The 26,097-nt window shown below is 68.4% G+C and carries 23 protein-coding genes; 5 read left to right on the top strand and 18 right to left on the bottom strand.

The window, feature by feature from the left end; genetic code table 11:
- Nucleotides 1-38: 38 nt before the first annotated feature.
- The 3 genes from glpK to P9849_RS07540 all read right to left on the bottom strand — a co-directional run bounded on the left by glpK (nucleotide 39) and on the right by P9849_RS07540 (nucleotide 4,154).
- A complete protein-coding gene (gene glpK / locus P9849_RS07550; protein WP_208188785.1) occupies nucleotides 39-1,553 on the bottom strand; it encodes a glycerol kinase GlpK in 1,515 nt (504 codons plus the stop codon).
- Nucleotides 1,554-1,580: 27 nt separating this feature from the next.
- Nucleotides 1,581-2,330 carry an MIP/aquaporin family protein gene (locus tag P9849_RS07545; protein WP_278269129.1) on the bottom strand — a complete coding sequence of 250 codons (750 nt, stop codon included), beginning with the start codon at nucleotides 2,328-2,330 and terminating at the stop codon, nucleotides 1,581-1,583.
- 66 nt (nucleotides 2,331-2,396) lie between these two features.
- The gene (locus P9849_RS07540; RefSeq protein WP_278269006.1) at nucleotides 2,397-4,154 is read right to left on the bottom strand and encodes a glycerol-3-phosphate dehydrogenase/oxidase; all 1,758 of its coding nucleotides are present in this window, start codon (nucleotides 4,152-4,154) and stop codon (nucleotides 2,397-2,399) included.
- 120 nt (nucleotides 4,155-4,274) lie between these two features.
- Here P9849_RS07540 and P9849_RS07535 point away from each other — a divergent pair, with 120 nt between their 5' ends.
- The 4 genes from P9849_RS07535 to P9849_RS07520 are packed head-to-tail and all read left to right on the top strand — an operon-like array spanning nucleotide 4,275 to nucleotide 8,118.
- The gene (locus tag P9849_RS07535) at nucleotides 4,275-5,219 is read left to right on the top strand and encodes a sugar-binding domain-containing protein (RefSeq protein ID WP_278269005.1); all 945 of its coding nucleotides are present in this window, start codon (nucleotides 4,275-4,277) and stop codon (nucleotides 5,217-5,219) included.
- A gap of 48 nt (nucleotides 5,220-5,267) precedes the next feature.
- On the top strand, nucleotides 5,268-6,104 hold the full coding sequence (locus P9849_RS07530) for an aldo/keto reductase (protein WP_278269004.1): 837 nt from the start codon (nucleotides 5,268-5,270) through the stop codon (nucleotides 6,102-6,104).
- Nucleotides 6,104-7,036, top strand: coding sequence for an alpha/beta hydrolase (locus tag P9849_RS07525; protein ID WP_278269002.1), 933 nt, complete (start codon nucleotides 6,104-6,106; stop codon nucleotides 7,034-7,036). The genes P9849_RS07530 and P9849_RS07525 overlap by 1 nt, the downstream gene beginning before the upstream one ends.
- Nucleotides 7,033-8,118, top strand: a complete 1,086-nt coding sequence (locus P9849_RS07520) for a glycosyltransferase family 1 protein (RefSeq protein WP_278269001.1) — start codon at nucleotides 7,033-7,035, stop codon at nucleotides 8,116-8,118. Before P9849_RS07525 ends, P9849_RS07520 begins: the two co-directional genes overlap by 4 nt.
- A gap of 29 nt (nucleotides 8,119-8,147) precedes the next feature.
- Here P9849_RS07520 and P9849_RS07515 read toward each other — a convergent pair whose 3' ends face one another.
- From P9849_RS07515 to pyrR, 13 genes are all read right to left on the bottom strand, one after another.
- A complete protein-coding gene (locus P9849_RS07515; protein WP_278269000.1) occupies nucleotides 8,148-10,145 on the bottom strand; it encodes a primosomal protein N' in 1,998 nt (665 codons plus the stop codon).
- A 99-nt stretch (nucleotides 10,146-10,244) separates the two neighbouring features.
- Nucleotides 10,245-11,453: a methionine adenosyltransferase gene (gene metK / locus P9849_RS07510; protein WP_066212661.1), complete on the bottom strand. Its 1,209-nt coding sequence runs from the start codon at nucleotides 11,451-11,453 to the stop codon at nucleotides 10,245-10,247.
- Between the two features lie 104 nt (nucleotides 11,454-11,557).
- Entirely contained in the window at nucleotides 11,558-12,793 is a 1,236-nt protein-coding gene (coaBC, locus tag P9849_RS07505) for a bifunctional phosphopantothenoylcysteine decarboxylase/phosphopantothenate--cysteine ligase CoaBC (RefSeq protein ID WP_278268999.1), read from the bottom strand.
- Nucleotides 12,794-12,840: 47 nt separating this feature from the next.
- The gene (gene rpoZ, locus P9849_RS07500) at nucleotides 12,841-13,110 is read right to left on the bottom strand and encodes a DNA-directed RNA polymerase subunit omega (RefSeq protein WP_066213096.1); all 270 of its coding nucleotides are present in this window, start codon (nucleotides 13,108-13,110) and stop codon (nucleotides 12,841-12,843) included.
- 99 nt (nucleotides 13,111-13,209) lie between these two features.
- Nucleotides 13,210-13,782: a guanylate kinase gene (gene gmk / locus P9849_RS07495; RefSeq protein ID WP_278268998.1), complete on the bottom strand. Its 573-nt coding sequence runs from the start codon at nucleotides 13,780-13,782 to the stop codon at nucleotides 13,210-13,212.
- 39 nt (nucleotides 13,783-13,821) lie between these two features.
- On the bottom strand, nucleotides 13,822-14,139 hold the full coding sequence (gene mihF, locus P9849_RS07490) for an integration host factor, actinobacterial type (RefSeq protein WP_066212666.1): 318 nt from the start codon (nucleotides 14,137-14,139) through the stop codon (nucleotides 13,822-13,824).
- A gap of 161 nt (nucleotides 14,140-14,300) precedes the next feature.
- Nucleotides 14,301-15,149: an orotidine-5'-phosphate decarboxylase gene (pyrF, locus tag P9849_RS07485; protein ID WP_278268997.1), complete on the bottom strand. Its 849-nt coding sequence runs from the start codon at nucleotides 15,147-15,149 to the stop codon at nucleotides 14,301-14,303.
- A complete protein-coding gene (gene carB, locus P9849_RS07480; protein WP_278268996.1) occupies nucleotides 15,142-18,444 on the bottom strand; it encodes a carbamoyl-phosphate synthase large subunit in 3,303 nt (1,100 codons plus the stop codon). Before carB ends, pyrF begins: the two co-directional genes overlap by 8 nt.
- Nucleotides 18,445-18,446: 2 nt before the next feature.
- On the bottom strand, nucleotides 18,447-19,643 hold the full coding sequence (gene carA, locus P9849_RS07475; protein WP_278268995.1) for a glutamine-hydrolyzing carbamoyl-phosphate synthase small subunit: 1,197 nt from the start codon (nucleotides 19,641-19,643) through the stop codon (nucleotides 18,447-18,449).
- A gap of 52 nt (nucleotides 19,644-19,695) precedes the next feature.
- The gene (locus P9849_RS07470) at nucleotides 19,696-20,190 is read right to left on the bottom strand and encodes a hypothetical protein (protein WP_278268993.1); all 495 of its coding nucleotides are present in this window, start codon (nucleotides 20,188-20,190) and stop codon (nucleotides 19,696-19,698) included.
- A gap of 3 nt (nucleotides 20,191-20,193) precedes the next feature.
- Nucleotides 20,194-21,522 carry a dihydroorotase gene (locus tag P9849_RS07465; RefSeq protein ID WP_278268992.1) on the bottom strand — a complete coding sequence of 443 codons (1,329 nt, stop codon included), beginning with the start codon at nucleotides 21,520-21,522 and terminating at the stop codon, nucleotides 20,194-20,196.
- Nucleotides 21,519-22,529, bottom strand: a complete 1,011-nt coding sequence (locus tag P9849_RS07460; protein WP_278268991.1) for an aspartate carbamoyltransferase catalytic subunit — start codon at nucleotides 22,527-22,529, stop codon at nucleotides 21,519-21,521. The genes P9849_RS07465 and P9849_RS07460 overlap by 4 nt, the downstream gene beginning before the upstream one ends.
- Complete coding sequence (pyrR, locus tag P9849_RS07455; RefSeq protein ID WP_278268990.1) at nucleotides 22,526-23,110, bottom strand: bifunctional pyr operon transcriptional regulator/uracil phosphoribosyltransferase PyrR; 585 nt, start codon at nucleotides 23,108-23,110, stop codon at nucleotides 22,526-22,528. The genes P9849_RS07460 and pyrR overlap by 4 nt, the downstream gene beginning before the upstream one ends.
- A 185-nt stretch (nucleotides 23,111-23,295) precedes the next feature.
- On the opposite strand from pyrR, the gene P9849_RS07450 reads away from it, so the two are divergent.
- Entirely contained in the window at nucleotides 23,296-24,873 is a 1,578-nt protein-coding gene (locus tag P9849_RS07450; RefSeq protein ID WP_347567921.1) for a PrsW family intramembrane metalloprotease, read from the top strand.
- Between the two features lie 123 nt (nucleotides 24,874-24,996).
- On the opposite strand, the gene nusB is transcribed toward P9849_RS07450, so the two are convergent.
- Both nusB and efp read right to left on the bottom strand, forming a co-directional pair.
- The gene (gene nusB, locus P9849_RS07445) at nucleotides 24,997-25,407 is read right to left on the bottom strand and encodes a transcription antitermination factor NusB (protein WP_066212693.1); all 411 of its coding nucleotides are present in this window, start codon (nucleotides 25,405-25,407) and stop codon (nucleotides 24,997-24,999) included.
- Nucleotides 25,407-25,970 (bottom strand): elongation factor P, encoded by a 564-nt coding sequence (gene efp, locus P9849_RS07440; RefSeq protein WP_066212696.1) that lies wholly within the window; start codon nucleotides 25,968-25,970, stop codon nucleotides 25,407-25,409. Before efp ends, nusB begins: the two co-directional genes overlap by 1 nt.
- Nucleotides 25,971-26,097 lie beyond the last annotated feature (127 nt).

Raw genomic sequence — 26,097 nt, 5'->3', positions numbered from 1 at the left:
CGGGCGATGCGCGGCCTCTCTCCGTCGTGACGGAGGACTTACTTGACGTCCTCGTCGACCCAGTCCATGGACTTGGTCACGGCCTTCTTCCAGAGGCGCAGCTGACGGTCGCGCTCTTCGGCGTCCATCTGCGGCTCCCAGCGCTTGTCCTCGCCCCAGTTGGCGGACAGCTCGCCGAGATCCTTCCAGAAGCCGACGGCGAGGCCGGCCGCGTAGGCGGCGCCCAGCGCGGTCGTCTCGGTGACCTTCGGACGGACCACGGGCACGCCCAGGATGTCGGCCTGGAACTGCATGAGGGCCTCGTTGGCGACCATGCCGCCGTCGACCTTGAGCTCCGTCAGCGGCACGCCGGAGTCGGCGTTGACCGCGTCCAGGACCTCACGGGTCTGGAAAGCGGTGGACTCCAGCGCGGCGCGGGCGATGTGGCCCTTGTTGACGTAGCGGGTCAGACCGACGATCGCACCGCGGGCATCCGCACGCCAGTACGGAGCGAACAGGCCGGAGAACGCCGGCACGATGTACGCGCCACCGTTGTCCTCGACCGAAGCCGCCAGCTGCTCCACCTCCGGAGCGGTGGAGATCATGCCGAGGTTGTCACGCAGCCACTGGATCAGCGAACCCGCGACGGCGATGGAGCCTTCCAGCGCGTAGTGTGCCGGCTGGTCGCCCAGCTTGTACCCCAGGGTGGTCAGCAGACCGTTCTTGGAGTGCACGATCTCGGTGTCCGTGTTGAAGATCAGGAAGCAGCCCGTGCCGTAGGTGTTCTTGGCCTCGCCGGCCTGGAACGCCGCCTGGCCGAAGGTCGCGGCCTGCTGGTCGCCCAGGATGCCCGCCACCGGCACTTCGCGCAGCAGCTGCGAGGTGTGCACCTGGCCGTAGACCTCGGAGGAGGACTTGATGGCCGGGAGCATGGAGGCCGGAACACCGAAGGCGTCCAGGATGTCCTGATCCCACTCAAGGGTCTGCAGGTCCATGAACATGGTGCGGGAGGCGTTGGTGACGTCCGTGGCGTGCACGCCGCCGTCGACGCCGCCCGTCAGGTTCCACAGAACCCAGCAGTCGGTGGTGCCGAAGAGCAGATCCCCGGCCTCGGCCTTTTCGCGGGCGCCATCGACGTTGTCGAGGATCCACTTGACCTTGGTTCCGGAGAAGTAGGTCGCCAGGGGCAGGCCCACCTTCTCCTTGAAGCGCTCGACGCCGCCGTCGGCCGCGAGCTCGTCCACGATCGACTGGGTGCGGGTGTCCTGCCACACGATGGCGTTGTAGACGGGCTCACCGGTGTTCTTGTCCCAGACAACGGCGGTCTCGCGCTGGTTGGTGATGCCGACCGCGGCGATGTCGTGGCGGGTCAGGTTCGCCTTGGAAAGGGCGCTCCCGATGACCTCACGGGTGTTGTTCCAGATCTCCTTGGCGTCGTGCTCGACCCACCCGGCATGCGGGAAGATCTGCTCGTGCTCCATCTGACCCGTGGACACGATGTTCCCGCTGTGGTCGAAGATGATGGCACGGGAGCTCGTGGTGCCCTGGTCGATCGCGATGACGTATTCAGACATGACTTCCTCGTTCTCCTTCTCGACCGGCTACTTGGCCACAGCCGTGAACACGATGGGCAGGTGGGCCGCCCAGCCGGCGAGCAGGCCGCCGATGATGGGGCCGGCGATCGGGACCCAGGCGTAGGCCCAGTCGCTGCTGCCCTTGCCCTTGATGGGCAGGATGGCGTGAGCGATGCGCGGGCCGAGGTCACGAGCCGGGTTGATGGCGTAGCCGGTGGGGCCACCGAGGGAGGCGCCGATACCGACCACGAGCATCGCGACGGCGAGCGGGCCGAGGCCCGAGGGAGAACCGCCGAAGCAGAGGATCACGAACACGAGCACGAAGGTGCCGATGATTTCCGTGACCAGGTTCCAGCCGTAGTTGCGGATCGCGGGTCCGGTGGAGAAGGTGCCCAGCTTGTTGGCCGGGTCAGGCTCCACGTCGAAGTGCTGCTTGTAGGCCAGCCAGCAGACGACGGCGCCGATGAAGGCGCCCAGCAGCTCCGCACCCAGGTAGGTGAAGATGGATGCTGCGTCCACCGGGATGCCGGGGACGAACTCGCTCTTACCTGACGCGACGATACCGAGCGTCACGGCGGGGTTCAGGTGAGCGCCGGACTTGGCTGCCACGAACACACCGGCGAAGACCGCGAGGCCCCAGCCGAAGTTCACAAAGAGGAACCCGGTGTTGTTGCCCTTAGTCCCCTTCAGCGCGGTATTGGCGACAACGCCACAGCCGAGGAGGGTGAGCATTGCGGTACCGAAGACTTCCGAAAGGAAGACGATTCCAAGAGACATCATTGACTCCTTGAGAGGTGCTGAACACACCGGGCCAGCGCCCGGTGGATAAGTAGCCCCGAAGGGCTAGGCAACCAGGCTGTCCAGCTGAACCAGGTGCATACGCTCCAGGACAGTGGTTGCATGGTTGATTTCCGCCACGATTCGATCCTTGTCCCAGCCAAGCGGTTCTGACAAGACCTCGGCCGTTTCGCGGAGGAGTTCTCCCGTGACCAGGCCACGGAAAGCGAGGGAGGTGCGGCGGATGAGAACGTCCACCAGGTGGCCGATCTGCTCGTGCTCCGCCATCCAGTGAAGTTCACGGACGCTCAGTTCGTGCGTGGAGTGCAGGAGGCGGTCCTCCCCCTGGCCCAGGTACGCGATGACGTCGTCGGCGCGGGTGCCGTAGCGGGTGAGGAGGCCGTCGACGCGCGCCGCGTCGAGCCCCGCAGCCGGGTTGAGGCGCTGCTTGATCCACTGCTGCACCCCGGCGTCGTCGGCCGGGAAGCCGACACCGCCGCCGATGGCGAGCTTCGCGGTGGAGACCTTGCGCTGAACGCCGATCAGACCGAGCACTTCATCCGCGAGGTGCTCGGAGAGCGCGCGGAAGGTGGTCCACTTGCCGCCCACGAGGCTGAGCACGGTGGCACGGACGGCACCGAAGTCCTGCTCGCGCTTCTCGATGCGGTAGTCGCGGGAGACGAAGCCCGGTGCGGTGTCATCGTGGCGAGGCAGGGGACGGACGCCGGAGAAGGTGTAGACGATCTGGTCGCGGCTCACGGCGATGTCCGGGAAGACGTGCGCCACGAGGTCGAAGAAGTAGTCGATCTCCTCGTCGGTGCAGACGGCGTCCTCGTTCATGTCCGCGTTGATGTCCGTGGTGCCCACGAGGACACGGTCGCCCATCGGGTAGATGAGGACGATGCGGCCGTCCGTGTGCTCGAAGAAGATCTCGCGGCCACTCGTGGCGGCGAGCAGCTCCGGGTGGTCCAGCACGATGTGCGATCCCTTGGTGCCGCCCATGAACGTGGTCGGGGCGCCCAGGGCGGTGTTGCTCTGGTCCACCCAGGCGCCGGTGACGTTGACCACGATGTCGGCGCTGAAGTCGAACTCCTCGCCGGTCAGCTCATCACGCAGGCGCACGACGCCGGGGGCGGCCTCGGCCGGGCCGACGACGCTGAGGTAGTTGGCAGCACGGGCCTTGTCACCGCCGGCCTTGAGGCCGTCGTTGAGGACGTCCAGAGTGAGGCGCTCCGGGTTGTGCACGGAGGCGTCGAAGTAGCTGGCCGCGTACTTGATGCCCGGGTTCAGGCGGGGCAGTTCCTCGAGGGCCTTGGTGCGGCTGCGGAACTGGTGACGGGGCACGGTGCCGCCGTCGCGGGAGAAGGAGTCGTAAAGGCTCAGGCCGAGCTTGATGAGGAAGGCGCCGCGTTCCTTCGGCTTGCCCTGCTTGTGGGTCAGGAAGCGCATCGGGGCGCTGAGGATGCCGGAGAAGGTGCTGAAAATCGGGATGGTGGTCTTGAGCGGCTTCACGTAGTGGGGCGCGATCTTCATGAGGCGGTTGCGCTCGACCACGGACTCCTGGACGAGGCGGAACTCGCCGTTCTCCAGGTAGCGGATGCCGCCGTGGATCATGTGGGAGGACGCGCCGGAGGCGCCCTGACAGTAGTCACCGCGCTCCACCAGGACCACGTCGACGCCCTGGAGCGCGAGATCCCGGAAGGTGCCCACGCCGTTGATGCCTCCGCCGACGATCAGCACCTTCGCTGACGGCCTGGCGGCGATGGCCTCGACGGCCTGGCGGGTCTGGGGGGTGTTGGCGGATGCGTTCTGCTGCGTGGACATTGCTTCTCCGGACTGGGTTTCACGTCGTTCCAGACGCCATGACGGCGTCGTCCCCACTATTCTTGGAAGGACTGAAAATTACCGTCAAGCAAAATGCACAAACGTGCAGAAGGGGGTGCCATGCGCAAGGACGGCGACGTGCTGAAGGCCGCGCAGCTCTACTACCTGCAGGATCTGACCATGGACGCGATCGCGCGGGAGCTGCGCACCTCCCGATCCACGGTCTCACGTCTCCTGGCGGCCGCCCGCGACACCGGCCTCGTGCAGATCCAGGTGCGCTCCAGCCTGGACATGGCGCCCGAGCTTGAACAATTGATCAAAAAACACTTCGGGGTGGACGCGCACGTCGTGCCCATCCCTTCGAGCGTGGGCGAGGCCGAGGCGCTCGATCGCGTGGCCCTCTACGCCGCGCGGACCATCACCCCGCACGTCGACTCCAACTCGATCATCGGCGTCGCGTGGGGCGCCACCATGAGCGCCGTGAGCCGTCACCTCACCAGCCGCCCCACCCACAACAGCGTCATCGTGCAGCTCAACGGCGCCGGCAACACCCACTCGACCGGCATCTCCTACTCGAGCGAGATCCTCCGCCGATTCGGTCGGGCCTACGGCGCCAAGGTGGAGCAGTTCCCGGTGCCGGCGTTCTTCGACCACGTCGAGACTCGGGAGGCGATGTGGAAGGAACGCAGCGTGGCCCGCATGCTCGACCTCCAGTCCCGCATGACGATGGCGCTGTTCGGCGTGGGCGGGATCGACGCCGGGTATCCCAGCCACGTGTACGCCGGCGGCTACCTGGAGCGCCGGGACCTCGAATCCCTCGCCGAACACCAGGTGGTGGGCGATGTGGCCACCGTGTTCTTCCGGGCCGACGGGTCCACCGACGGCATCCCGCTCAACGCCCGGTCGACCGGGCCCAGCCATGAGCAGTTGCGCCGCGCGCCCCGCCGCGTGTGCGTCGTCTCCGGACCGGGCAAGATCAACGGCCTCAAGGGGGCGCTCGCCGCCGGACTCGTCACCGAACTCATCCTCGACGAAAAGACGGCCCGGCTCCTGGTGGGCAGCTGAGCGCGAGTCCCCCGGATTCGTGGAGACACCTTCGGTAGAGTCAGGAGCATGAGTCACATCCCCTCCGTCGCCCTGAACAACGGCGTCCTGATCCCCCAGCTGGGATTCGGGCTCTACAAGGTCCCCGGGGAGGATGTCGCAGACCTGGTTCCTGCCGCCGTCGACGCCGGATACCGTCATTTCGACACTGCGGCGATGTACGGGAATGAGCTGGCCCTGGGCAAGGCACTGGGCGCTCAGCTGGAGGACGGCAGTCTGAGTCGTGAGGACTTCTTCATCACGAGCAAAGTCTGGAACGACCAGCAGGGCTACGATGCCACGCTGCGCTCCTTCGACGACTCGATGGTGGCCCTCGGCCTCGACGTCCTGGACCTCTTCCTGATCCACTGGCCCGTGGCCGGCCGGGGTCTGTACCTGGAGACGTACCGTGCTCTGGAGACCCTGTACCGAGAAGGCCGGGTCCGAGCGATCGGCGTCTCCAACTTCCAGGTGGAACACCTTGAGCGGGTTCTCGAGGAACGCGAAGTCGTGCCCGCCGTGAATCAGGTGGAGCTGCACCCCTGGCTCCAGCAGCGCGAACTCCGGGCCTTCCACGCCCAGCACGGCATCACGACCGAGGCATGGAGTCCCCTGGCGCGCGGCGCGCTCCTGGACGATCCTGTGCTCGCGGACCTGGCCGCCAAGCATGGGAGGAGCGTCGCTCAGATCGCCCTGCGCTGGCAGATCCAGGAAGGGACCGTCGTCTTCCCCAAGGCCAGCTCCGCCGAGCGCATCCGCCAGAACGCGGACCTCTTCGGGTTCAGCCTGGACCAGGACGACCTGGACCGGATCGCCGGCCTCGACCGGGACTTCCGCAGCGGCTCCCACCCGGATCAGGTGAAGTGATGAGCCTCCAGAACCAGACCCTGCCCGACACCACCGGCTTCATCTCCCCCGCCCTCGCGGACCGGGAGCGGTCCGCCGTCGTGGAGCTGCCCGGAGGCCCCGCCCGCTACTGGGAGCATTCCGCCGTGGATCCGGACCCCGGAACGACCCGCACCATTCTGGTGATCCACGGGTTCCGCGGTGACCACCACGGGCTGCTGCGCCTGGTGGACATGATGCCGGGCCACCGTTTCATCACCCCGGACCTGCCCGGGTTCGGCGCCTCGGAGGCCTTCCGGGACCGTGGGCATTCGCTGGAGAGCTACGCGCGGTTCGTGGCGGAGTTCGTGGACGCTCTGGATCTCGGCCCCGACACCGTGCTGCTCGGCCATTCCTTCGGCTCTCTCGTGTGCAGCCGCTTCGTCACGCAGTATCCGGGCAAGGTCACGCCGTTGATCCTGATCAACCCCATCGCCGCGCCGGCTCTGGAAGGGCCGAAGGCACTGCTGACCAAGCTCGCGATCGCGTACTACCGCGCCGCCGCCGCCTTGCCCGAGAAGGCCGGACGGGCCCTCCTGGCCAATCCCGCGATCGTCCGCGTCATGAGCGTCACGATGGCCCGGACCAAGCGGAAGGACCTCCGCCGGTTCATCCACGCCCAGCACGACGCGTACTTCAGTGACTTCGCCGGCCGGCAAAGCCTGCTCGAGTCTTTCCGCGCCTCCGTGTCCGGCACGGTCACCGAGGTGGCGGACCGGATCACCCTTCCCACCCTTCTGATCGCGGGCTCCACCGATGAGGTGGCCCCGCTGCCCGCCCAGGAGAAGCTGCACGACGTCCTGCCGGACTCGCGGCTCGTGGTGATCGACGGCGTCGGGCATCTGATCCACTACGAGACGCCGCAGGCCGCCGCCCACTCGATCGAACTCTTCCTTCAGGAGCACCCCGCATGAAACTGGTGATCGACGCCCGGTTCACCCGCACCGACCACCACGACGGCATCAGCCGCTACGGCGCCAGCCTCATCGAAGCCTGCTCCAAGGTGGCGGATGTGACCATGCTGATCAGCGACGAGCGGCAGCTCAAGCTGCTCCCGGATGTCCCGTACGTGAAGATCGGCAGCCCGCTCTCGCCGCTGGAGCTCTTCGTGGCGCGCGAGGTCAACAAGCTCGGCGCGGACGTGGTCGTGTGCCCCATGCAGACCATGGGCTCCTGGGGCCGGAAGTACGGGCTCATCCTCACCCTCCACGACCTGATCTACTACGAACACCCCGCTCCTCCGGGCTTCCTTCCGGCGCCCGTCCGCTTCCTGTGGCGGCTGTACCACAAGGCGTACTGGCCGCAGCGGGTCCTGCTCAACCGGGCCGACGTCGTCGCGACCATCAGCCGGACCACCGAGTCCCTCATGGAGAAGTTCCGGCTGACCAAGCGCCCCATCCGGATCGTGGGGAACGCCCCGCAGCCGGGGGCCGTCCCCCGGCCGGAGGGCGTGGCACCCGTGAAAGAGCTCGTCTACATGGGCTCCTTCATGGAGTACAAGAACGTCGAGACGCTCATCCGCGGCATGGCGTCCCTGCCGGACTACACGCTCCGACTCATGAGCCGCGTGCAGCCCGAACGCCGCGCTCAGCTCGAGGCCCTCATCCCCGAGGGCGCACGGGTGGTGTTCCACAACGGCGTCACGGACGAGGAGTACGAGGACCTGCTGCGCCGCTGCACGGCGCTGGTGACGCTGTCCAAGGCGGAGGGCTACGGCCTTCCGCTGGTCGAGGCGATGTCGCTGGGCACGCCCGTCGTGGTGGCAGACACCCCGATCTTCCGTGAAGTCGGTGGGGACGCCGCGCACTATGTGGCGGCCGAGGACCCTGCCGCCTTCGCTGCGACGGTCCGCTCCCTGGAGGACGACGGCGCCTGGCAGGCCGCCAGCCGCGCCTCACTGGAGCAGGCGGCCCGGTTCTCCTGGGACCGTTCGGCGCAGGAGCTCCTGTCCGCGGCGGAGGAAGTCATGAAGCTCCGGGGTTCACGCAACCGCTGAGATCCGCACGGCGCTGAGATCCTGAGGGACTACAGCAGATCCAGGCCGTCGAAGCGCACCTGAGCCGCCGCGTGAGTGCGCTTCGCCGAGGCCGCGGCTTTGGCGGCCCGCAGGAGCCGCGCGGCCTCCGAAGCCACGGCGAAGGGAATGAAGCAGAGCGTGCGGTAGTCGCCGTCGTCGAATGGGACAGGACCCACTGTCCTCACTTCATGGTCGCCCTCCTGCAACGGCGCCAGCGCCTGCTGCAGGTTCTCGACCGCATCCTTGGGCCCGGTGAGCGCGGCGACGCGGACCGCGGGCGGCAGGTGGAGCTCCCGGCGCTCGGCGAGCTCTCGTGCGGCGAAGGAGGCAGGATCCCAGCGGACCAGAGCACCCACGGCGACGTCGTGCTCGGCCGTGATCATGACGACTCCCCCGTCCCGGGCCGGGCGGACCAGCGCCGCCGCGTTGAACCAGCGGCGGACCGTCTCTTCCGCTGCCCGCAGGTTCTCGCGCCGGAGCATCTGATCGCCGTCCAGCAGGAGCGCGGCGGCGTACCCCTCGGGCGCGACCGGCTCGGCGCCCAGCGTCGCGACGACGAGAGTCCCGGCTCCGGTGGCCACGTCCTTCACGCGTCCGGCCGACGACGAGACCACCCGTGCACCGGGGAACGCCCGGCCGAGCTGCTCGGCCGTGCGGAGCACACCGTTCCCGGCGACCGTGTATCGCTGCGACCCGCAGACCCGGCACGTGACGGTCCGGTGCACCGTGCCGCACCAGCGGCACTCAGGCGCGGCGCCGGTGGCCGGAACATGCAGAGGGCCTTCACACTTCGAACAGCGCAAGGGTGTGCTGCACTCGGCGCAGAGCAGGGTGGGCGCATACCCGCCCCGCGCCACCTGGATGAGCACCGGCCCACGCGCCAAAGCCTCCTTGGCCGCCTGCCAGGCCGCATGCGGGAGCCGGGCGGCAGTGGCCAACGGGTCCCGTTCCTGATGATAGGAATCCGCCGTGTTGACCACTCGAGGGGTGACGGCGCGCAACAAGGGGCGGTCCGCTTCGACCGACGGCGCCCAGCCGTTCTCCACGAGGCGTTCGGCCTCGGTGCTCCGGGCATGTGCCGCGAGGACGCACGCCGCGCCCTCCCCCTGGGAACTGCGGATCATGAGGAGTTCGCGGGCGTGCGGGTACGGAGCGCGGGGTTCTGCGTGAACGTCGTCGCCGTCGTCCCAGATCGCCACCAGCCCCAGGTTCTGGAGGGGCGCGTAGGACGCCGCCCGGGTGCCGATGACCACGCGGGCATAGCCGCCCAGGACGCGGAGATACTCGCGGTACCGCACGGACGGGCCGTCCTCGGCCGAGAGCCTCGCCACGAGGCCGCGCGGCAGATGCGCAGCCAGGGCCGCGGCCAGACGATCCAAGTCCCGGCGGTCCGGGACCACGAGCAGGGCATTGCGTCCGGAGTGCAGCGTGGCGACGGCGGCCTCCGCGAAGAGCTCCGGCCACGCGTGCGGACCGTAACCTTCAGGCACGGTCACGACGGCGCGCGGGCTGCCACCCGTCCGAAGGTGCTGAAGGAAGGCGGCGCCTTTGCCGAGGCGGCTCCACGCCTCCTCGCGGGCAGGCGACTCCGCCAGGGACGCCACGTCCTCGACATCCCCAACCCGCGGCGTCCAGTCCTTCTCGCAGCTGGCCACCCGGCCCGGAATGGCGAGCCGGAGGACGTCGCTCACGGTGCCCGCGTACCGGGCGGCGACCAGACGGCAGAGCTCCAGAACCTCAGGCGTGAGCACCGGGACCGGGGAGACGACCTTGTCCAGCACGCTCAGGCGCGTGCCGGAGTCGCTGTCCTCCCGGCGTTCGACGATGTACCCGTGCAGCTCCCGGCCCGCGAACCGGACCCTGACCCGGGCCCCGGCGACGGCGTCGCCGTCCAGAGCATCCGGCACCAGATAGTCGAACGGCCGGTCCAGATGAGGCAGCGGGGATTCGATGACCACTCGTGCCACAGGATTCGTGGAGGCCAGCTTCTCCGGCGGTTCGGGCATGAGCCAGCCCTTGCCGCCTCCTGCGCCCGGCCCGGAGGCCGACGGTCCCACGGAGTCAGAGACCGGAAAGAGTCCGTCCTGCACGTGTCACCACCGGGATCAGGCGTTGAAGAAGGCCTTGAGGTCCGCGACCTTGTCGAGACGCTCCCAGGTGAACTCGGGCTCTTCGCGGCCGAAGTGACCGTGAGCGGCCGTCTTGGCGTAGATGGGGCGCTTCAGATCCAGGGCATCGATGATGGCGCGCGGGCGGAGATCGAAGACCTCGTTGATCGCGTCACTGATGCGCGCGGGATCCACGGTCTCGGTGCCGAAGGTCTCCACGTAGATGCCGACCGGACGGGCCTGGCCGATCGCGTAGCCGATCTGGATCTCGGCGCGGCGCGCGAGCCCCGCGGCCACCACGTTCTTGGCCACCCAGCGCATGGCGTAGGCCGCCGAGCGGTCCACCTTGGACGGGTCCTTGCCCGAGAACGCTCCGCCACCGTGGCGGGCGAAACCACCGTAGGTGTCCACGATGATCTTGCGGCCGGTCAGACCGGCGTCGCCCACGGGACCGCCGATGATGAACTTGCCGGCCGGGTTCAGGATGCTGCGGACCGAAGAGGTGTCCAGTTCCGCCGTGGCGAGCACGGGGGTGATGACGTGAGTCTGGAGATCGCTGCGCAGCTGCTCCAGGCCGGCGTCCTCGGCGTGCTGGCTGGAGATGACGATGGTCTCGACCGAGACGGGCTTGTCCCCGTCATACCCCACGGTGACCTGGGTCTTGCCGTCGGGACGGAGGTAGGCGAGCTCGCCGTTCTTGCGGACTTCGGTGAGCCGTTCGGACAGGCGGTGCGCGAGCCAGATGGGGGTCGGCATGTAGCTGGACGTCTCGTCACTCGCGTAGCCGAACATGATGCCCTGGTCACCGGCGCCCTGGAGATCGTAGTCGTCCTGGGTGCGGCCTTCACGGGCTTCGATGGAGTTGAAGACGCCATCCGCGATGTCATTGGACTGCTGGCCGATCGAGACGGACACGCCACAGCGGGCGCCGTCGAAGCCATTGGCCGAGGAGTCGTACCCGATGCCCAGGATGGTCTCGCGGACGATCTGCGGAATCTCGACATAGGCGTCCGTGGTGACCTCGCCCGCCACGTGGACGAGGCCCGTGGTGGCCATGGTCTCCACGGCGACCCGCGACTCGGGGTCCGCAGCCAGCAGCGCGTCCAGAATGGAGTCGCTGATCTGGTCACAGATCTTGTCCGGGTGTCCCTCAGTGACGGACTCGGAGGTGAACAGCCGGAGGCCGGTGTGCGAAGAATTCTGCATGGCAAAGGTCACCAGTACACTCTACCGGCCACTTCCACCAGCTTTGGCGCGCACATGACGTTATGTGGACGACGGCGCGGGACACGCCTGTGGACCCGCCCCGTTCAGCCGCGCAACTCCGCGGCGACACGGTGCACGATCGCCTCGGCCACGAGGTTCTTCGAACCCTCCACGTGCTGCATCTCACGGTCGGTCCGGGACAGGATCTCCACGGAATTCACGTCCTGACCGAAGACCTTCGACTCCCCCACGTGGTTCACCACCAGGAGGTCACAGCCCTTGCGCTCGAGCTTCTGGCGGGCGTACTCGAGGACACTGCCCGAATCATCGCCCGTCTCCGCGGCGAAGCCCAGGATCAGCTGTTCCCGGCCTTCCTCGGCACGGAGCCGCACCAGCTCGGCCAGGATGTCGGGATTGCGGACCAGCTCGATCACCGGATCGGTGCCCTCGGCCCGCTTCTTGATCTTGGTGCCGGACCGTTCCGCGGGGCGGAAATCAGCCACGGCAGCGGCCATGAGCACGACGTCGGCGGACGCCGCCTCGCGGGTCATGACCTCCCGCAGTTCCTCGGCGGTGCCCACGCGCACGACGTCGACCCCCGCCGGAAGCGCGACCTCCACGTGGGCGGCCACGAGCGTCACCGCGGCGCCGGCGTCGCGGGCCGCGGCGGCCAGGGCGATGCCCTGCTTGCCGGACGACCGGTTGCCGAGGAACCGGACCGGATCGAGAGGCTCCTGCGTGCCGCCGGCGGAGACGAGCACCCGCTTCCCGGTCAGCAGCGCCCCGGCGGATCCGGCGTCGTGCGCCTCGTCAGGAGCGGAGACCAGCGCCATCGCGGCCGCGAAGATGGCCTGCGGCTCCGGAAGGCGGCCCGGACCGCTGTCCTTGCCGGTCAGACGACCGACGTCGGGGTCCAGCACGTGGGCGCCGTGCGCGCGGAGGGTCGCCACATTGGCCTGCGTCGCGGGGTGCCGCCACATCTCGGTGTGCATGGCGGGGGCGAACAGCACCGGACAGGTGGCGACGAGGAGCGTGTTGCCGAGCAGATCGTCGGCCAGGCCATGAGCCGAGCGGGCCAGGATGTTGGCCGTGGCCGGAGCGACCACCACCAGATCGGCCTCCTGGCCGAGCCGGACGTGATTCACCTGCTCCACGTGCTCGAACACGGAGGTGCTCACGGGATGGCCGGACAGCGCCTCCCAGGTGGCCTGCCCCACGAAGTGGAGTGCCGCCTCCGTGGGCACGACGTTGACCTGATGACCCTGTTCGGTGAAAAGACGAAGGAGGGACGCGACCTTGAAGGCCGCGATCCCTCCTCCGACACCCAGGACGATCCGCATGCGCGTCTCCTTGGTTCAGTCTCTGGCGCCGTTGATCCGGCGCCGGATCACTCGGCTTCTTCGGTGCTCTCGACCGGCTTGCACTCCAGAAGGCCCTCGTTGATCTCGCGCAGGGCGATGGAGAGCGGCTTCTCGTTCATCTTGGTCTCGACGAGCGGACCGACGTACTCGAAGAGGCCCTCGTTCAGCTGGGCGTAGTACGCGTTGATCTGGCGGGCACGCTTGGCACCGAAGATGACCAGGCCGTACTTCGAGTCAGCGGCTTCGAGCAGCTGATCGATCGGCGGGTTGATGATGCCCTCAAGGTTGGTGGACACGGTGTTCTCCAGGATCTTCTCGGTGTTCAGTCCCCGGCTCCTCAGAGAGGGGCCGGGATGGCGCCCGCCGGTGAGCAGACGCCGCGTCATGGCGGCTTTTCAGCGAGGGTTCGGGGTCAAACCCATCAGCTGGACAAGTTCGTCGGCTGCACGCCGGACATCGTCATTGACCACGGTGTGGTCGAACTCCGGCTCGGCAGCAAGTTCCAGTTTAGCGGTTTCCAGCCGGCGCTGCTGTTCCTCCGGGCTTTCCGTGCCGCGGCCGACCAGTCGGCGGACCATTTCATCCCAGCTCGGCGGGGCCAGGAACACGAAGCGGGCGTCCGGGACGCTGGCCTTGACCTGGCGGGCTCCCTGAAGGTCGATCTCCAGCAGGACATGCTTCCCGTCCGCCAGTGCGGCCTCCACCGTGCTCCTCAGCGTGCCGTATCGGTTGACGCCGTGCACCACGGCCCACTCCAGGAATTCACCCTCCTCGGCCAGCCGGTCGAACTCCTCGGCGGACTTGAAGAAGTAGTGGACGCCTTCCTGCTCCCCGGGCCGCGGGGGCCGTGTGGTCGCGGAGACCGACAGCCAGACCTGCGGGTAGTTGTCACGGATGTACGTGGAGACCGTGCCCTTGCCGACCGCGGTGGGTCCGGCGAGCACGGTGAGACCGGAAAGTGAGCTCACGGTGTCCTCTGGTCATAGGCCGCCCGTGGGCCGCCTGAACTATTTGTCTTCCAGAAAATCTATCAGGGCCTTGCGCTGGTGGACGCCGAGGCCCCGGACCCTGCGTGACGGGGCGATGCGCAATTGCGTCATGATCGCCTGCGACCTGACGCGGCCGATGCCCGGGAAGGACTCGAGCAGTTCGGAGACCTTGAGCCGTGCGATGGCGGGGTCATCCTCCGCCTGCGCCAGGACCTGCGGCACGGTCAGTTCCCCGGATTTCAGCGCCTCTTTGAGGCGAGCACGGACCTGACGGGCCGCTGCTGCTTTCGCAAGGGCGGCACTTCGTTCCGTGCTGGTCAGAACTCGCAGGCTCATGGCATCTCCCACCTCCGGGCGCCCATGGCTATGGGCGCGACTGACGGTTGATGCGAACCTACCTGAAAGTGACGTCCGGCACCATAGCTGGGAGGTCACCGATTTCGGCGACCTCCCAGCTGAGCGGCAGGTCCAGGCGCTCCGAGGGCCGGCCCGGACGGTCAGCGCAGGCCGGCGAGCGTCCTCTCGATGCCCGCCACGAGCCCCTGGACGGACGGGCCGTCCTTGAGGATGTCGCGGCTGGACGTGCCCAGGACGAAGGGGTAGGCCGCGCCGAAGGTCCGGCGCATGTCCTCGGCCGTGGCGCCCTGGGCCCCGAGGCCGGGAGCCAGGATGGGGCCGTTGAGCGCGGCGAGGTCGAGACCCAGCTCGTCGATCGCCGCACCGACGGTCGCGCCGACGACGAGTCCTACCGAGCCCAGACCGGACGCGCCGGCGTTCTCCGCCGCGGCCGCCTCGATGATCCGACGGGCCACGGAGGCCTCTCCCCCGACGTGCTGGACGCTCGCGCCCTCCGGGTTGGAGGTGAGCGCCAGGACGAACACGCCGCGGCCGTGGGCCGCCGCGAGGTCGAGGGCCGGACGGAGCGACTCGAAGCCGAGGTACGGGCTGAGCGTCACGGCGTCCGCCGCGAGAGGCGACGACGGCGACAGCCACGCGTCTGCATAGGCGGCCATCGTGGAGCCGATGTCACCGCGCTTGGCGTCGGCGATCGTCAGCACCCCGGCCGAGGCGGCGTCCGCGAGCAGACCCTCGAGAACCGCCAGGCCGGCCGAACCGTGCCGCTCGTACAGGGCCACCTGGGGCTTGATGGCGGCCACGCGGCCCGCGGCGGCCTCCAGGACACGTGCGGAGAACTCCTTGAGCCCCACGGCCGAGTCGTCCAGCCCCCAGGCCTCCAGGAGACCGGGGTGCGGGTCGATGCCCACGCAGAGGGGACCGAGGGAGGCCATGGCCTCCGCCAGGCGGGCGCCGAAGCCGGCGCCCGCCGTCGTGGTCTGGTCAGCCATTGCGGACCGCCGCGAGGTTCGCCGCGTGCTCCTGCAGGCTGGTGACATCCCATTCGTAGGTGCGGATGGCCTCCATGGCCTGCACGGCCACGTTGAACTCCGCGACCGTGGTGATGCACGGGATGCCGATCGAGGTGGCCGCTGCGCGGATCTCGTAGCCGTCCCCGCGGGCTTCGCCACCGGACGGGGTGTTGAAGACCATGTCGATCTCGCCGGCGACGATGCGGTCCACGATCGTGTTCTCGCCCTCGCCGGAGCCCTGGCCCTCGGCGACCTTGCGCACGAGGGTCGCCTGGATGCCGTTGCGCTGGAGCACCTCCGCAGTGCCACCGGTGGACACGATCTCGTAGCCCAGATCCGAGAGGCGCTTGACCGCCAGGATCACGGCGCGCTTGTCACGGTTCGCGACCGAGACGAACACGCGGCCCTCACGGGGCAGCGGGTTGTTCGCGCCGGCCTGGCTCTTGGCGAACGCCGTGTCGAAGTGCTTGTCGATGCCCATGACCTCACCGGTCGAGCGCATCTCCGGGCCGAGCAGGGAGTCGACCACGTGGCCGTCCTCGGTGCGGAAGCGGCTGAAGGGCAGCACGGCCTCCTTGACGGCCACCGGGGCCTCCAGCGGGAGGTTCGCGCCGTCGCCCTGCTCGGGGAGCATCTTGTACGCGGTGCGGAGCTGGTGGATCGTGACGCCGACGCCGATCAGCGCGGCCGCCTTCGCCATCTGCACGCCGGTGGCTTTGGAGACGAACGGCACGGTGCGGGAGGCGCGGGGGTTGGCTTCCAGCACGTACAGGACGTCCGAGGCGAGGGCGAACTGGATGTTGATGAGGCCACGCACGCCCACACCCTCCGCGATGGCGCGGGTGGCGTTGCGGACACGCTCGATCACGTTCTTGCCGAGGGTGATCGGAGGCAGCACACAGGCGGAGTCACCGGAGTGGACGCCGGCCTCCTCGATGTGCTCCATGATGCCGCCCAGGTACATGTCGGTGCCGTCGAAGAGGGCGTCGACGTCGATCTCGACGGCGTCCTCAAGGAAGCGGTCGATCAGGACCGGGTGGTCCGGGGTGATCTCGGTGGCGTTGGCGATGTAACGGGACAGGTTGGCCTCGTCGTAGACGATCTCCATGCCGCGGCCGCCCAGCACGTAGGACGGGCGCACCAGGACCGGGTACCCGATCTCATCGGCGATCTTCTTGGCGTCGTCGAAGGAGACGGCGGTGCCGTTCTTCGGGGCGATCAGGCCGGCGTTGTCCAGCACGCGGGAGAACTCGCCACGGTGCTCGGCGAGGTCGATGGCCTCCGGCTGGGTGCCGAGGATCGGGACGCCGGCGTCAGCCAGTTCCTGGGCCAGCTTGAGCGGCGTCTGGCCGCCGAGCTGGACGAACACGCCCATGACACCGCCGGTGCGCTCCTCCGCCGCGATGACCTCGAGCACGTCCTCCAGGGTGAGGGGCTCGAAGTACAGGCGGGTGGACACGTCGTAGTCCGTGGACACGGTCTCCGGGTTGCAGTTGACCATGACGGTCTCGTAGCCGGCCTTGCGCAGCGCCATGGAGGCGTGCACGCAGGAGTAGTCGAACTCGATGCCCTGGCCGATGCGGTTCGGGCCGGAGCCGAGGATGATGACTGACGGCTTGGAGTGCAGGCCCACCTCGTCCTCCTCGTCGTAGGACGAGTAGTGGTACGGGGTGTACGCGGCGAACTCGGCGGCGCAGGTGTCCACGGTCTTGTAGACCGGGCGGATGGAGAGCGCCTGGCGCACGCCGCGGACCACGGCCTCCGGGTTGTTGGTCAGGGCGCCGATCTGGGCGTCCGAGAAGCCGTGACGCTTCGCCAGGCGCAGCATCTCCGGCGTCAGGGCCTCGCTGCTGCGGATGGTGCCGGCGACCTCGTTGAGGAGCTGGAGCTGGTCCAGGAACCAGGGGTCGATCTTGGTGGCCTCGAAGACCTGCTCGACCGTGGCGCCGCCCAGGAGGGCACGCTGCACCTGGTGCAGACGCTCGGTGGTGGGGCGCTTGGCCTTCTCCAGGAGCTCCTCCACCTCCCACTCGGGGACGTGGTTGAAGTCCAGCGTGGCGCCCTTCTGCTCGAGCGAGCGGAGGGCCTTCTGGAGGGCCTCGGTGAAGTTGCGGCCGAGGGCCATGGCTTCGCCGACGCTCTTCATGGTGGTCGTCAGGGTCGGGTCCGCCGCCGGGAACTTCTCGAACGCGAAGCGCGGGACCTTGACCACGACGTAGTCGAGGGTCGGCTCGAAGGAAGCCGGGGTCTTCTGGGTGATGTCGTTGGGGATCTCATCCAGGGTGTAGCCGAGCGAGAGCTTCGTGGCGATCTTGGCGATCGCGAAGCCGGTCGCCTTGGACGCCAGGGCCGAGGAGCGGGACACGCGCGGGTTCATCTCGATGACCACCACGCGGCCGGTCTCCGGGTTCACGGCGAACTGGATGTTGCAGCCACCGGTGTCGACGCCGACCTCACGGATGACGGCGATCGCGACGTCGCGCAGCTTCTGGTACTCGCGGTCGGTCAGCGTCAGGGCCGGCGCCACGGTGATGGAGTCACCCGTGTGGACGCCCACCGGATCGAAGTTCTCGATGGAGCACACGACCACGACGTTGTCGTTCTTGTCGCGCATCATCTCCAGCTCGTACTCCTTCCAGCCGAGGATGCTCTCTTCGAGCAGCACCTCGCTGGTGGGGCTGTACTGGAGGCCCTGGCCGACGATGCGGCGCAGATCGCTCTCGTTGTACGCCAGGCCGGAGCCCAGGCCGCCCATGGTGAAGGACGGGCGGACGACCATGGGGTAGCCGAGGTCCTCGGCGGCCGCGAGGGCCTCGTCCATGGTGTGGATGATGTGGCTCTTGGCGCTCTCTGCGCCACAGCGCTCGACCACGCCCTTGAACTTCTCGCGGTCCTCACCCAGCTCGATCGCGGCGATGTTCGCGCCGATCAGCTCGACGTCGTACTTGGCCAGCACGCCGTTCTTGTCCAGCGCGATCGCCGTGTTGAGGGCCGTCTGGCCGCCCAGGGTCGGCAGGACCGCGTCGGGGCGCTCCTTGGCGATGATCTTCTCGACCACCTCGGGAGTGATCGGCTCGACGTAGGTGGCGTCGGCGAATTCGGGGTCGGTCATGATGGTGGCCGGGTTGGAGTTGACCAGGATGACCCGCAGGCCCTCCTCCTTCAGGACACGCAGGGCCTGCGTGCCGGAGTAGTCGAACTCGGCCGCCTGGCCGATGACGATGGGTCCGGACCCGATGACCAGGACACTCTTGAGGTCTGTACGTTTCGGCATGCTTAGGCGTCCTTGTCCTTCTGGTTGGTCTGGCCGCTCTCGGCTTCCATGAGCTCGATGAAGCGGTCGAAGAGGTAAGCGGCGTCGTGCGGACCCGAGGCGGCCTCGGGGTGGTACTGCACGGAGAACGCGGGGATGTCGAGGCAGGAGAGGCCCTCGACCACGTCGTCGTTGAGGCTCACGTGACTCACCTCGACGCGGCCGAAGCGGCTCTCCGGGGCCTGGGTGGCGCCCTCCATGGGGGCGTCCACCGCGAAGCCGTGGTTCTGCGAGGTGATCTCCACCTTGCCGGTGCGGCGGTCCAGGACGGGCTGGTTGATGCCTCGGTGTCCGTACTTCAGCTTGTACGTGCCGAAGCCGAGCGCACGGCCCAGGATCTGGTTGCCGAAGCAGATGCCGAAGTACGGCAGCTTCTCGTCCAGCACGGAGCGCAGGAGGCTGACCTGGGCGTCCGCCGTCGCGGGGTCGCCGGGGCCGTTGGACATGAAGAACCCGTCCGGGTTCACGGCCTTGACGTCCTCCAGCGTTGCCGTGGCCGGCAGCACGTGGACGCGCACACCGCGCTCGGCGAAACGCTGCGGGGTCATGGCCTTGATGCCGAGGTCGATCGCGGCGATGGTGAAGCGGGGCTCGCCCTCCCAGCCGTGGTCGGACGGCTCGACGACGTACGCCTCGTCGATGCTGACCTCTTCGGCCAGGCGGGAGCCTTCCATCGGCTCGCTCGCGCGGACGGCGGCCAGCAGCTCGGCGTCGCTCGCCTGAGCGGCCTCGCCGGAGAAGATGCCGGCGCGCATGGTCTTGTGCTCGCGCAGGTGGCGGGTCAGGGCGCGGGTGTCCACGCCCTGGATGCCCACGATGCCCTGGCGGACGAGCTCCTCGTCGAGCGAGGCCTCGCTGCGCCAGTTGGAGGGACGTCGGGCGGGGTCTCGCACCACGTACCCGGCGACCCAGATGCGGCGGGATTCGGCGTCTTCACCGTTCACGCCGGTGTTGCCGATGTGCGGGGCGGTCTGCACCACGATCTGACGGGCGTAGGAGGGGTCCGTGATGGTCTCCTGGTAGCCGGTCATGCCGGTGGTGAAGACGGCCTCCCCCAGAGTGGTGCCGACGGCACCGTAGCTCTGGCCGCGGAAGATGCGTCCGTCTTCAAGGACGAGAACTGCCGCGCCGGTGCTCGCCTCAGGCGTTTGAATGCTCACTGTGTCCTCTTGTTCGCGTTCGTGTGGTCTGTCATGTCGTTTCGGAGGGCCATCAGGCCCGTGCGGGGCCCAGGAGTCGCTCCAGGGCTTGCCGCAGTGGTTCGGTGTCGGCTCCGTGCCGGGGCAGGAAACCCGTGTCCAGGCTGCGCTCCCCCAGCTTCCAGGTGGCGACGAGGATCTGGTCCTTGCCCAGGAACTTCCCCGCCATGCCGCTGGTCAGCCGGACCTCTTCGAGGTCGGCCGCCGGGATGAAGAGTTCCTCGCAGCCCGGCCGCGTGATCAGCACGCCGTCGGGGTGGACTGCCAGGTCCGCCCGGGAGCGGATGCCCAGGCTGTGGACCGCCACGCGGTCCAGCCAGTCCCCCGCCGTCGTCGTGGCCACGTACTGGCCTGCGACGGCGAGACCGGGCTCGCCGAGCTCAGGCACCGTGGGCAGCGGCTCCAGATCGCTCTGGCGTCGCTGGCGGCTGCGCCACCCCACGTACAGCAGCCCGATGACCGCCGCGCCGAGGGCCAGCATGAGGATGCCGGGCAGGACCTTGTCCATGGCTCAGGCCCCGACGGTGGTGCGCGGAGTGTTGAGCGCCCCGTCCAGCACCGTGGGGTGGCCGTGGAAGAAGGTGGCCCGGACCTTGCCCGGCAGCTCCATGCCCTGGAACGGCGTGTTCCGGCCCTTGGTGGCCATGGTCTTGCCGTCCACGGTCCAGCGCGCCGCCGGGTCCACAAGGGTGATGTTGGCGGGCTCTCCGACGGCCAGCGGACGGCCCTGGTCGGCCACGCGGCCGACCTCTGCCGGGACCTCGGACATCACGCGGGCCACATCGGCCCAGCTCATGAGGCCGCTGTCCACCATGGTGTGCTGGACGACGGACAGTGCCGTCTCGAGGCCCGTCATGCCCATGGCGGCCTGCGCCCACTCACACTCCTTGTGCTCGCTCGGGTGCGGCGCGTGGTCCGTGCCGATGACGTCGATGACGCCTTCGGCCAGGGCCTGGCGCAGAGCCACCACATCCTCCTGGGTGCGGAGGGGCGGGTTGACCTTGTACACCGGGTCGTAGCTGCGGACCAGTTCGTCCGTCAGCAGCAGGTGGTGCGGGGTGACCTCGGCGGTGACCCGGATGCCGCGCTGCTTGGCCCAGCGGATGATCTCCACGCTGCCGGCCGTGGAGACATGGCAGACGTGCAGGCGGGAGTCGACGTGCTGCGCCAGGAGCACGTCGCGGGCGATGATGCTCTCCTCGGCGACCGCGGGCCAGCCGGCCAGGCCGAGGACCGCGGACACCTCGCCTTCGTTCATCTGGGCGCCCGCCGTGAGGCGCGGCTCCTGGGCGTGCTGGGCGATGACGCCGTCGAAGGCCTTGACGTATTCGAGGGCGCGGCGCATCAGGACCGGGTCGTGGACGCAGATGCCGTCGTCCGAGAACATCCGCACCTGAGCGCGGGAGTCGGCCATGGCGCCCAGCTCGGCGAGCTGTTCGCCGGCCAGGCCGACGGTGACGGCGCCCACGGGGCGCACATCGACCCAGCCTGAGGCCTGGCCGAGGCTGTGGACCTGCTCGACGACGCCGGCCGTGTCGGCCACCGGGGAGCTGTTCGCCATGGCGTGCACGGCGGTGTAGCCGCCCAGCGCCGCGGCGCGGGTGCCGGTCTCGACAGTCTCGGCGTCCTCACGGCCCGGCTCACGTAGGTGGGTGTGAACGTCCACGAGACCCGGCAGAGCCACGAGGCCCGAAGCGTCGATCACGGTGGCGCCCTCGGCGTGCGGGTGGGCCGCGGCGTCGGCGCCGAGTGCGGCGATGACACCGTCGGCGATCAGGATGTCGGTGGGCTCGCCGCCCAGGAGCGAGGCTCCCGTGAGGAGGTGGTTGTCGGAACTCATGCGGGGATTCCCTCCGTGACGGCTTTGGTGCTGTGGTCTTCGGCGTCCCGGCCGCCGGCCAGGAGCAGGTAGAGCGCCGCCATGCGGACGGACACACCATTGCTGACCTGGTCCAGGACGGTGGAGCGCGGCGAGTCCGCGGCGGCGGAGGAGATCTCCAGGCCGCGGTTCATGGGGCCGGGGTGCATGATGATCGTGTCCTTCAGGCCGTGACGGTCGAGCGCCTCGAGGCGCGCGTCGTCGAAGCCCCAGCGGCGCGAGTACTCGCGGGCCGAGGGGAAGAAGGAATCGTGCATGCGCTCCTTCTGAACGCGCAGCATCATCATCGAGTCGACGCCGGCCTCGAGCGTGGCGTCCAGGTCGTAGCTGACCTCGCAGGGCCAGCTCTCGACGCCGACGGGCAGCAGGGTGGGCGGGGCCACGAGCGTCACGCTGGCGCCCAGGGTCCGCAGCAGCCAGACGTTGGAGCGGGCCACCCGGGAGTGCAGGACGTCCCCGGCGATCGCGACCCGCATCCCGGACAGATCGGTTCCTGCGGAGTCGGCGCCGGCGATCTTCGCCCAGTGCCGGCGCATCGTGAAGGCGTCCAGAAGGGCCTGCGTGGGGTGTTCATGCGTGCCGTCGCCGGCGTTGAGGATCTTGGCGTCGATCCAGTCCGTGTTGGCGAGCCGCTGCGGCGCACCGCTCGCCCAGTGCCGGATCACGACGGCGTCGGCGCCGATCGCCGCGAGGGTCTGGGCGGTGTCCTTCAGGGACTCACCCTTGCTCACCGAGGAGCCCTTCGCGGAGAAGTTGATGACGTCGGCGGACAGACGCTTGGCCGCGGCCTCGAAGGAGATGCGCGTGCGGGTCGAGTCCTCGAAGAAGAGGTTGACAACGGTGCGCCCACGGAGCGCGGGGAGCTTCTTGACCTCCCGCTGGCCGACGCGGGCCATCTCCTCCGCGGTGTCCAGGATGTCCAGGGCGTCGCGGCGGCTCAGGTCCTGAGTGGAGAGAAGGTGTTTCATGCGCCCGCCTCGATCACGACTTCGTTGTCACCGGAATCGACTTCGCTCAGGTGCACGCGGACCTTCTCGCTGCTCGCAGTGGGGAGGTTCTTGCCCACGTGGTCCGCCCGGATCGGCAGTTCACGGTGCCCGCGGTCCACGAGGACGGCCAAGCGGACGATGCGGGGGCGACCCAGGTCCACGAGGGCGTCCAGCGCGGCGCGGATGGTGCGGCCGGAGTAGAGGACGTCATCGACCAGGACCACGACCTTGCCGTCGAGGCCGCTCTTCGGGAGCTGTGTTGGAAGCGGGGAGCGCGTGGGCTGATGAGCGAGATCGTCACGGAACATGGTGACGTCGAGCTGGCCGAGGGATTCCCGGACGTCGAAACCGGGGTGTGCCGCGGCGATCTTCTGCGCCAGGCGCTGAGCGAGGGGGTAGCCGCGACGGGGAATGCCCAGCAGGACGAGGTCCTGGGTCCCCTTGTTCGCCTCGATGATCTCAAAGGCGATGCGGGTCAACGCGCGATCGATGTCGTCGGAGCTGAGGACGACGCGCTGGGCCGGTTGCCCGGCCGAGGATGCACTGGTGGCGTCATTCATGCCTCTCTCCCCTTTCCCCGCCTCACGGGACGGAATTAAAAAAGGATGATTGCGTACCAAAATTACCACACGGCCCCGGCCGGACCGCTGTGTGACGGCCACCGCCGGGCGTGATCCGCGACGCATCCGACGCGTTGCGTCCGCGTGCTGGCTGGCGAGCCTCCGAATCAATACGATGGAGAATCATGAGCGCCCCACCGTACGGTCACGACGACCCTTCAGGCCATCAGGTCCCCGGCCGGCAGCCACAAGCTGCGCCGGAACCCTTCTTCGTCCCCGAGGACCAGCAGCTGAATCCGAGCTGGATCGGCCGGGTCGATCCCGAGAGCTACACGCAGCCGGGGGCGAACTACGCCGGGCGCCCGCCTCTGCAGCCGTCGGCGCCCCTGCGGTATCAGGACCAGCAGCACCAGGGTCAGCAGTATCAGGGTGAGCACTTCCAGGGCCAGCAGCCCTACCAGCAACCCGCGCAGCCGCAGGCTTTCCAGCAGCCGTTCCAGCAGCCTGCGCCCGGCCCTCAGGCGTGGCAGCAGAATCCGTCGCCACAAGATCAAGGACAGCGGTTCCCGCAGCAGGCCTATCCGGCACAGCAGACCCAGGCGCCGGCCTGGCCCGCCGGTCCCCAGCAGTTCCACGGCGCCTGGCAGCAGACGCCGACCGGCTGGGCGCCTCCCCGCCGGCATCGCAATATCAATCCCGCCACGCTCGCGCTCATGATCATCGGCGGGGTCCTCGCGTTCCTCAGCCTGGTGCTCGTCCTGCCGCTGCTGCTCTCGAACGTCGGAGGGCAAGGGTTCATGGGCGGCTTTTTCGCCTCCCTGATTCCGCTGGCGATCGTGCTCACGGCGGTCTACTTCATGGACCGCTGGGAGCCCGAACCGCGGAAGCTCCTGCTCTTCGCGCTGCTCTGGGGCGCCACGGTCGCGGTCGCCACCACGGTGGTGATCCAGCCGTTCTTCCTGCAGCTCGCGCCACCGGATTCCACCAAGGCGGAGGTCCAGACCTTCCTGGCCACCGTGGAAGCGCCGATCGTCGAAGAGTTCTCCAAGTCGCTCGGCCTGCTCCTGCTGGCGCTCCTGGCCCGGAAATACTTCGACGGCCCGGTGGACGGACTGGTCTACGCCTTCACGATCGCCGCGGGCTTCGCCTTCACGGAGAACATCCTCTACTTCGGCCGGATCTACTCCGCCGAGGAAGGCGCCGGCCAGACGTTCTGGACCATCGTCTTCCTCCGCGGCATCCTCTCCCCCTTCGCGCATGCCCTGTTCACCGGCGCCACCGGCCTGCTCATGGGCTTCGCGGCGCGCCGCTGGAACCGGGGCCTGACCATCGGGGCGTTCTTCGTGGGCCTGCTGCCCGCCATGTTCCTGCATCACCAGTGGAACAGCATGGGCCAGGACTTCCTCTGGCTCTACATCGTGATCCAGATGCCGCTGTTCTTCCTGGCGGTCCTGGGGTTCATCTTCCTCCGGGTCGCCGAAGCCAAGCTCACGCGCGCCCGACTGAGCGAATACGCCGCGGCCGGCTGGCTCACCTGGCCGGAAGTGGGACTCTTCGCGACAGGTCAGGGACGCCGGGCCGCCAAACGCTGGGCCTCCCAGTTCGGCCGCCAGAAGACCATGCACGAACTCATCCGCACCGCGACGGCCCTGGCCTACACCCGCCAGCGGATCCTCACCGGACGGGACCTCCCCCGGCTTCAGCAGGACGAGCACCGGTTGCTGGAACGTCTCGGCCAGCTGCGGTCCCTGGTGACCGCCTGAACGCTCCGCGAACAGAGACCTTCGCGAACTGTGATGTCCGCAGATGACGACGGCGGCCCGCCCCCGGAAAGGGGGCGGGCCGCCGTCGTCGTCCACCACTGAGCGCTGGTTCCCTTGCGGGGATCAGGCGAGCAGCGTGGGCTTGAGCTCCTTCAAGCGGCCGAGCAGGCCGTTGATGAACGCGGGTGAGTCGTCCGTGGACAGGGTCTTGGCGAGGCTCACGGCCTCGCTCACGGCTACGCTGTCCGGCACGTCCTCGTTGTAGAGCAGTTCCCAGGTCCCGATGCGGAGGATGATCCGGTCCACATTGGGCATGCGCTCCAGGGTCCAGCCCTGGGCGTAGGTGGTCAGGAACTCGTCGATGGTCTCCTGCAGCGACACCACACCTTCGACCACTTCCACCGTGTAGGGGTTGATGATCTGGTCGGTGTGCTCACGCCGCTCCTTGATCACGGAGAACGGGGTGACCTGACGCTGCTCGGCTTCAAACAGGATGTCGAGTGCCCGATTGCGGGCCTTGCCGCGGGCGCTCACTAGTCGGTGACCCGGCCCAGGTAGCTGCCGTCACGGGTGTCGACCTTGACGCGGGTGCCCTGCTCGAGGAACAGCGGGACCTGGATCTCGTAGCCGGTCTCCACGGTGGCGGGCTTGGTGCCGGCGGAGGAACGGTCACCCTGCAGGCCGGGCTCGGTGTAGGTGATCTCGAGGACGACGCTGGCCGGCATTTCGAGGTACAGCGGCGAACCGTCGTGCATGGCGATGATGACCTGCTGGTTCTCCAGCATGAAGTTCTTCGCGTTGCCGACGACCTCCGGGGTCACGGTGAGCTGGTCGTAGTCCTGCACGTCCATGAAGACGTAGTCGGCGCCGTCTTGGTACAGGTAGGTGTAATCGCGGCGGTCGACCGTGGCGGTCTCGATCTTGGCGCCGGCGTTGAAGGTCTTGTCCACGACCTTGCCGGAGAGCACGTTGCGGAGCTTGGTGCGCACGAACGCGCCGCCCTTGCCCGGCTTCACGTGCTGGAACTCGATGACGTTCCAGAGGTTGCCCTCCAGCTTGAGGACGGTGCCGTTCTTGATGTCGTTCGTGGTTGCCACTGCAGCCTCTCTCCCGATGCGGACTGTCCGGGGCCCTGAGGGCGCGAACAGCCATGTAGTTGTCAAAAAACCGAGATCCAGTCTACCGTGTCCGGCGGACTGCCCGGAAAGCGGCCCGCCGGGCCGT

The organism is Arthrobacter sp. Y-9, from assembly GCF_029690065.1.
Lineage (GTDB): Bacteria > Actinomycetota > Actinomycetes > Actinomycetales > Micrococcaceae > Arthrobacter_E.
This window is presented reverse-complemented; position numbering and strand designations above follow the sequence as displayed.

Excerpts from the sequence above, each read along its gene's own strand:
- glpK (WP_208188785.1), bottom strand. The coding sequence starts at position 1,553 with ATGTCTGAATACGTCATCGCGATCGACCAGGGCACCACGAGCTCCCGT.
- P9849_RS07545 (WP_278269129.1), bottom strand. The coding sequence starts at position 2,330 with ATGTCTCTTGGAATCGTCTTCCTTTCGGAAGTCTTCGGTACCGCAATG.
- P9849_RS07540 (WP_278269006.1), bottom strand. The coding sequence starts at position 4,154 with ATGTCCACGCAGCAGAACGCATCCGCCAACACCCCCCAGACCCGCCAG.
- P9849_RS07535 (WP_278269005.1), top strand. The coding sequence starts at position 4,275 with ATGCGCAAGGACGGCGACGTGCTGAAGGCCGCGCAGCTCTACTACCTG.
- P9849_RS07530 (WP_278269004.1), top strand. The coding sequence starts at position 5,268 with ATGAGTCACATCCCCTCCGTCGCCCTGAACAACGGCGTCCTGATCCCC.
- P9849_RS07525 (WP_278269002.1), top strand. The coding sequence starts at position 6,104 with ATGAGCCTCCAGAACCAGACCCTGCCCGACACCACCGGCTTCATCTCC.
- P9849_RS07520 (WP_278269001.1), top strand. The coding sequence starts at position 7,033 with ATGAAACTGGTGATCGACGCCCGGTTCACCCGCACCGACCACCACGAC.
- P9849_RS07515 (WP_278269000.1), bottom strand. The coding sequence starts at position 10,145 with ATGCCCGAACCGCCGGAGAAGCTGGCCTCCACGAATCCTGTGGCACGA.
- metK (WP_066212661.1), bottom strand. The coding sequence starts at position 11,453 with ATGCAGAATTCTTCGCACACCGGCCTCCGGCTGTTCACCTCCGAGTCC.
- coaBC (WP_278268999.1), bottom strand. The coding sequence starts at position 12,793 with ATGCGGATCGTCCTGGGTGTCGGAGGAGGGATCGCGGCCTTCAAGGTC.
- mihF (WP_066212666.1), bottom strand. The coding sequence starts at position 14,139 with ATGAGCCTGCGAGTTCTGACCAGCACGGAACGAAGTGCCGCCCTTGCG.
- pyrF (WP_278268997.1), bottom strand. The coding sequence starts at position 15,149 with ATGGCTGACCAGACCACGACGGCGGGCGCCGGCTTCGGCGCCCGCCTG.
- carB (WP_278268996.1), bottom strand. The coding sequence starts at position 18,444 with ATGCCGAAACGTACAGACCTCAAGAGTGTCCTGGTCATCGGGTCCGGA.
- P9849_RS07470 (WP_278268993.1), bottom strand. The coding sequence starts at position 20,190 with ATGGACAAGGTCCTGCCCGGCATCCTCATGCTGGCCCTCGGCGCGGCG.
- P9849_RS07465 (WP_278268992.1), bottom strand. The coding sequence starts at position 21,522 with ATGAGTTCCGACAACCACCTCCTCACGGGAGCCTCGCTCCTGGGCGGC.
- P9849_RS07460 (WP_278268991.1), bottom strand. The coding sequence starts at position 22,529 with ATGAAACACCTTCTCTCCACTCAGGACCTGAGCCGCCGCGACGCCCTG.
- pyrR (WP_278268990.1), bottom strand. The coding sequence starts at position 23,110 with ATGAATGACGCCACCAGTGCATCCTCGGCCGGGCAACCGGCCCAGCGC.
- P9849_RS07450 (WP_347567921.1), top strand. The coding sequence starts at position 23,296 with ATGAGCGCCCCACCGTACGGTCACGACGACCCTTCAGGCCATCAGGTC.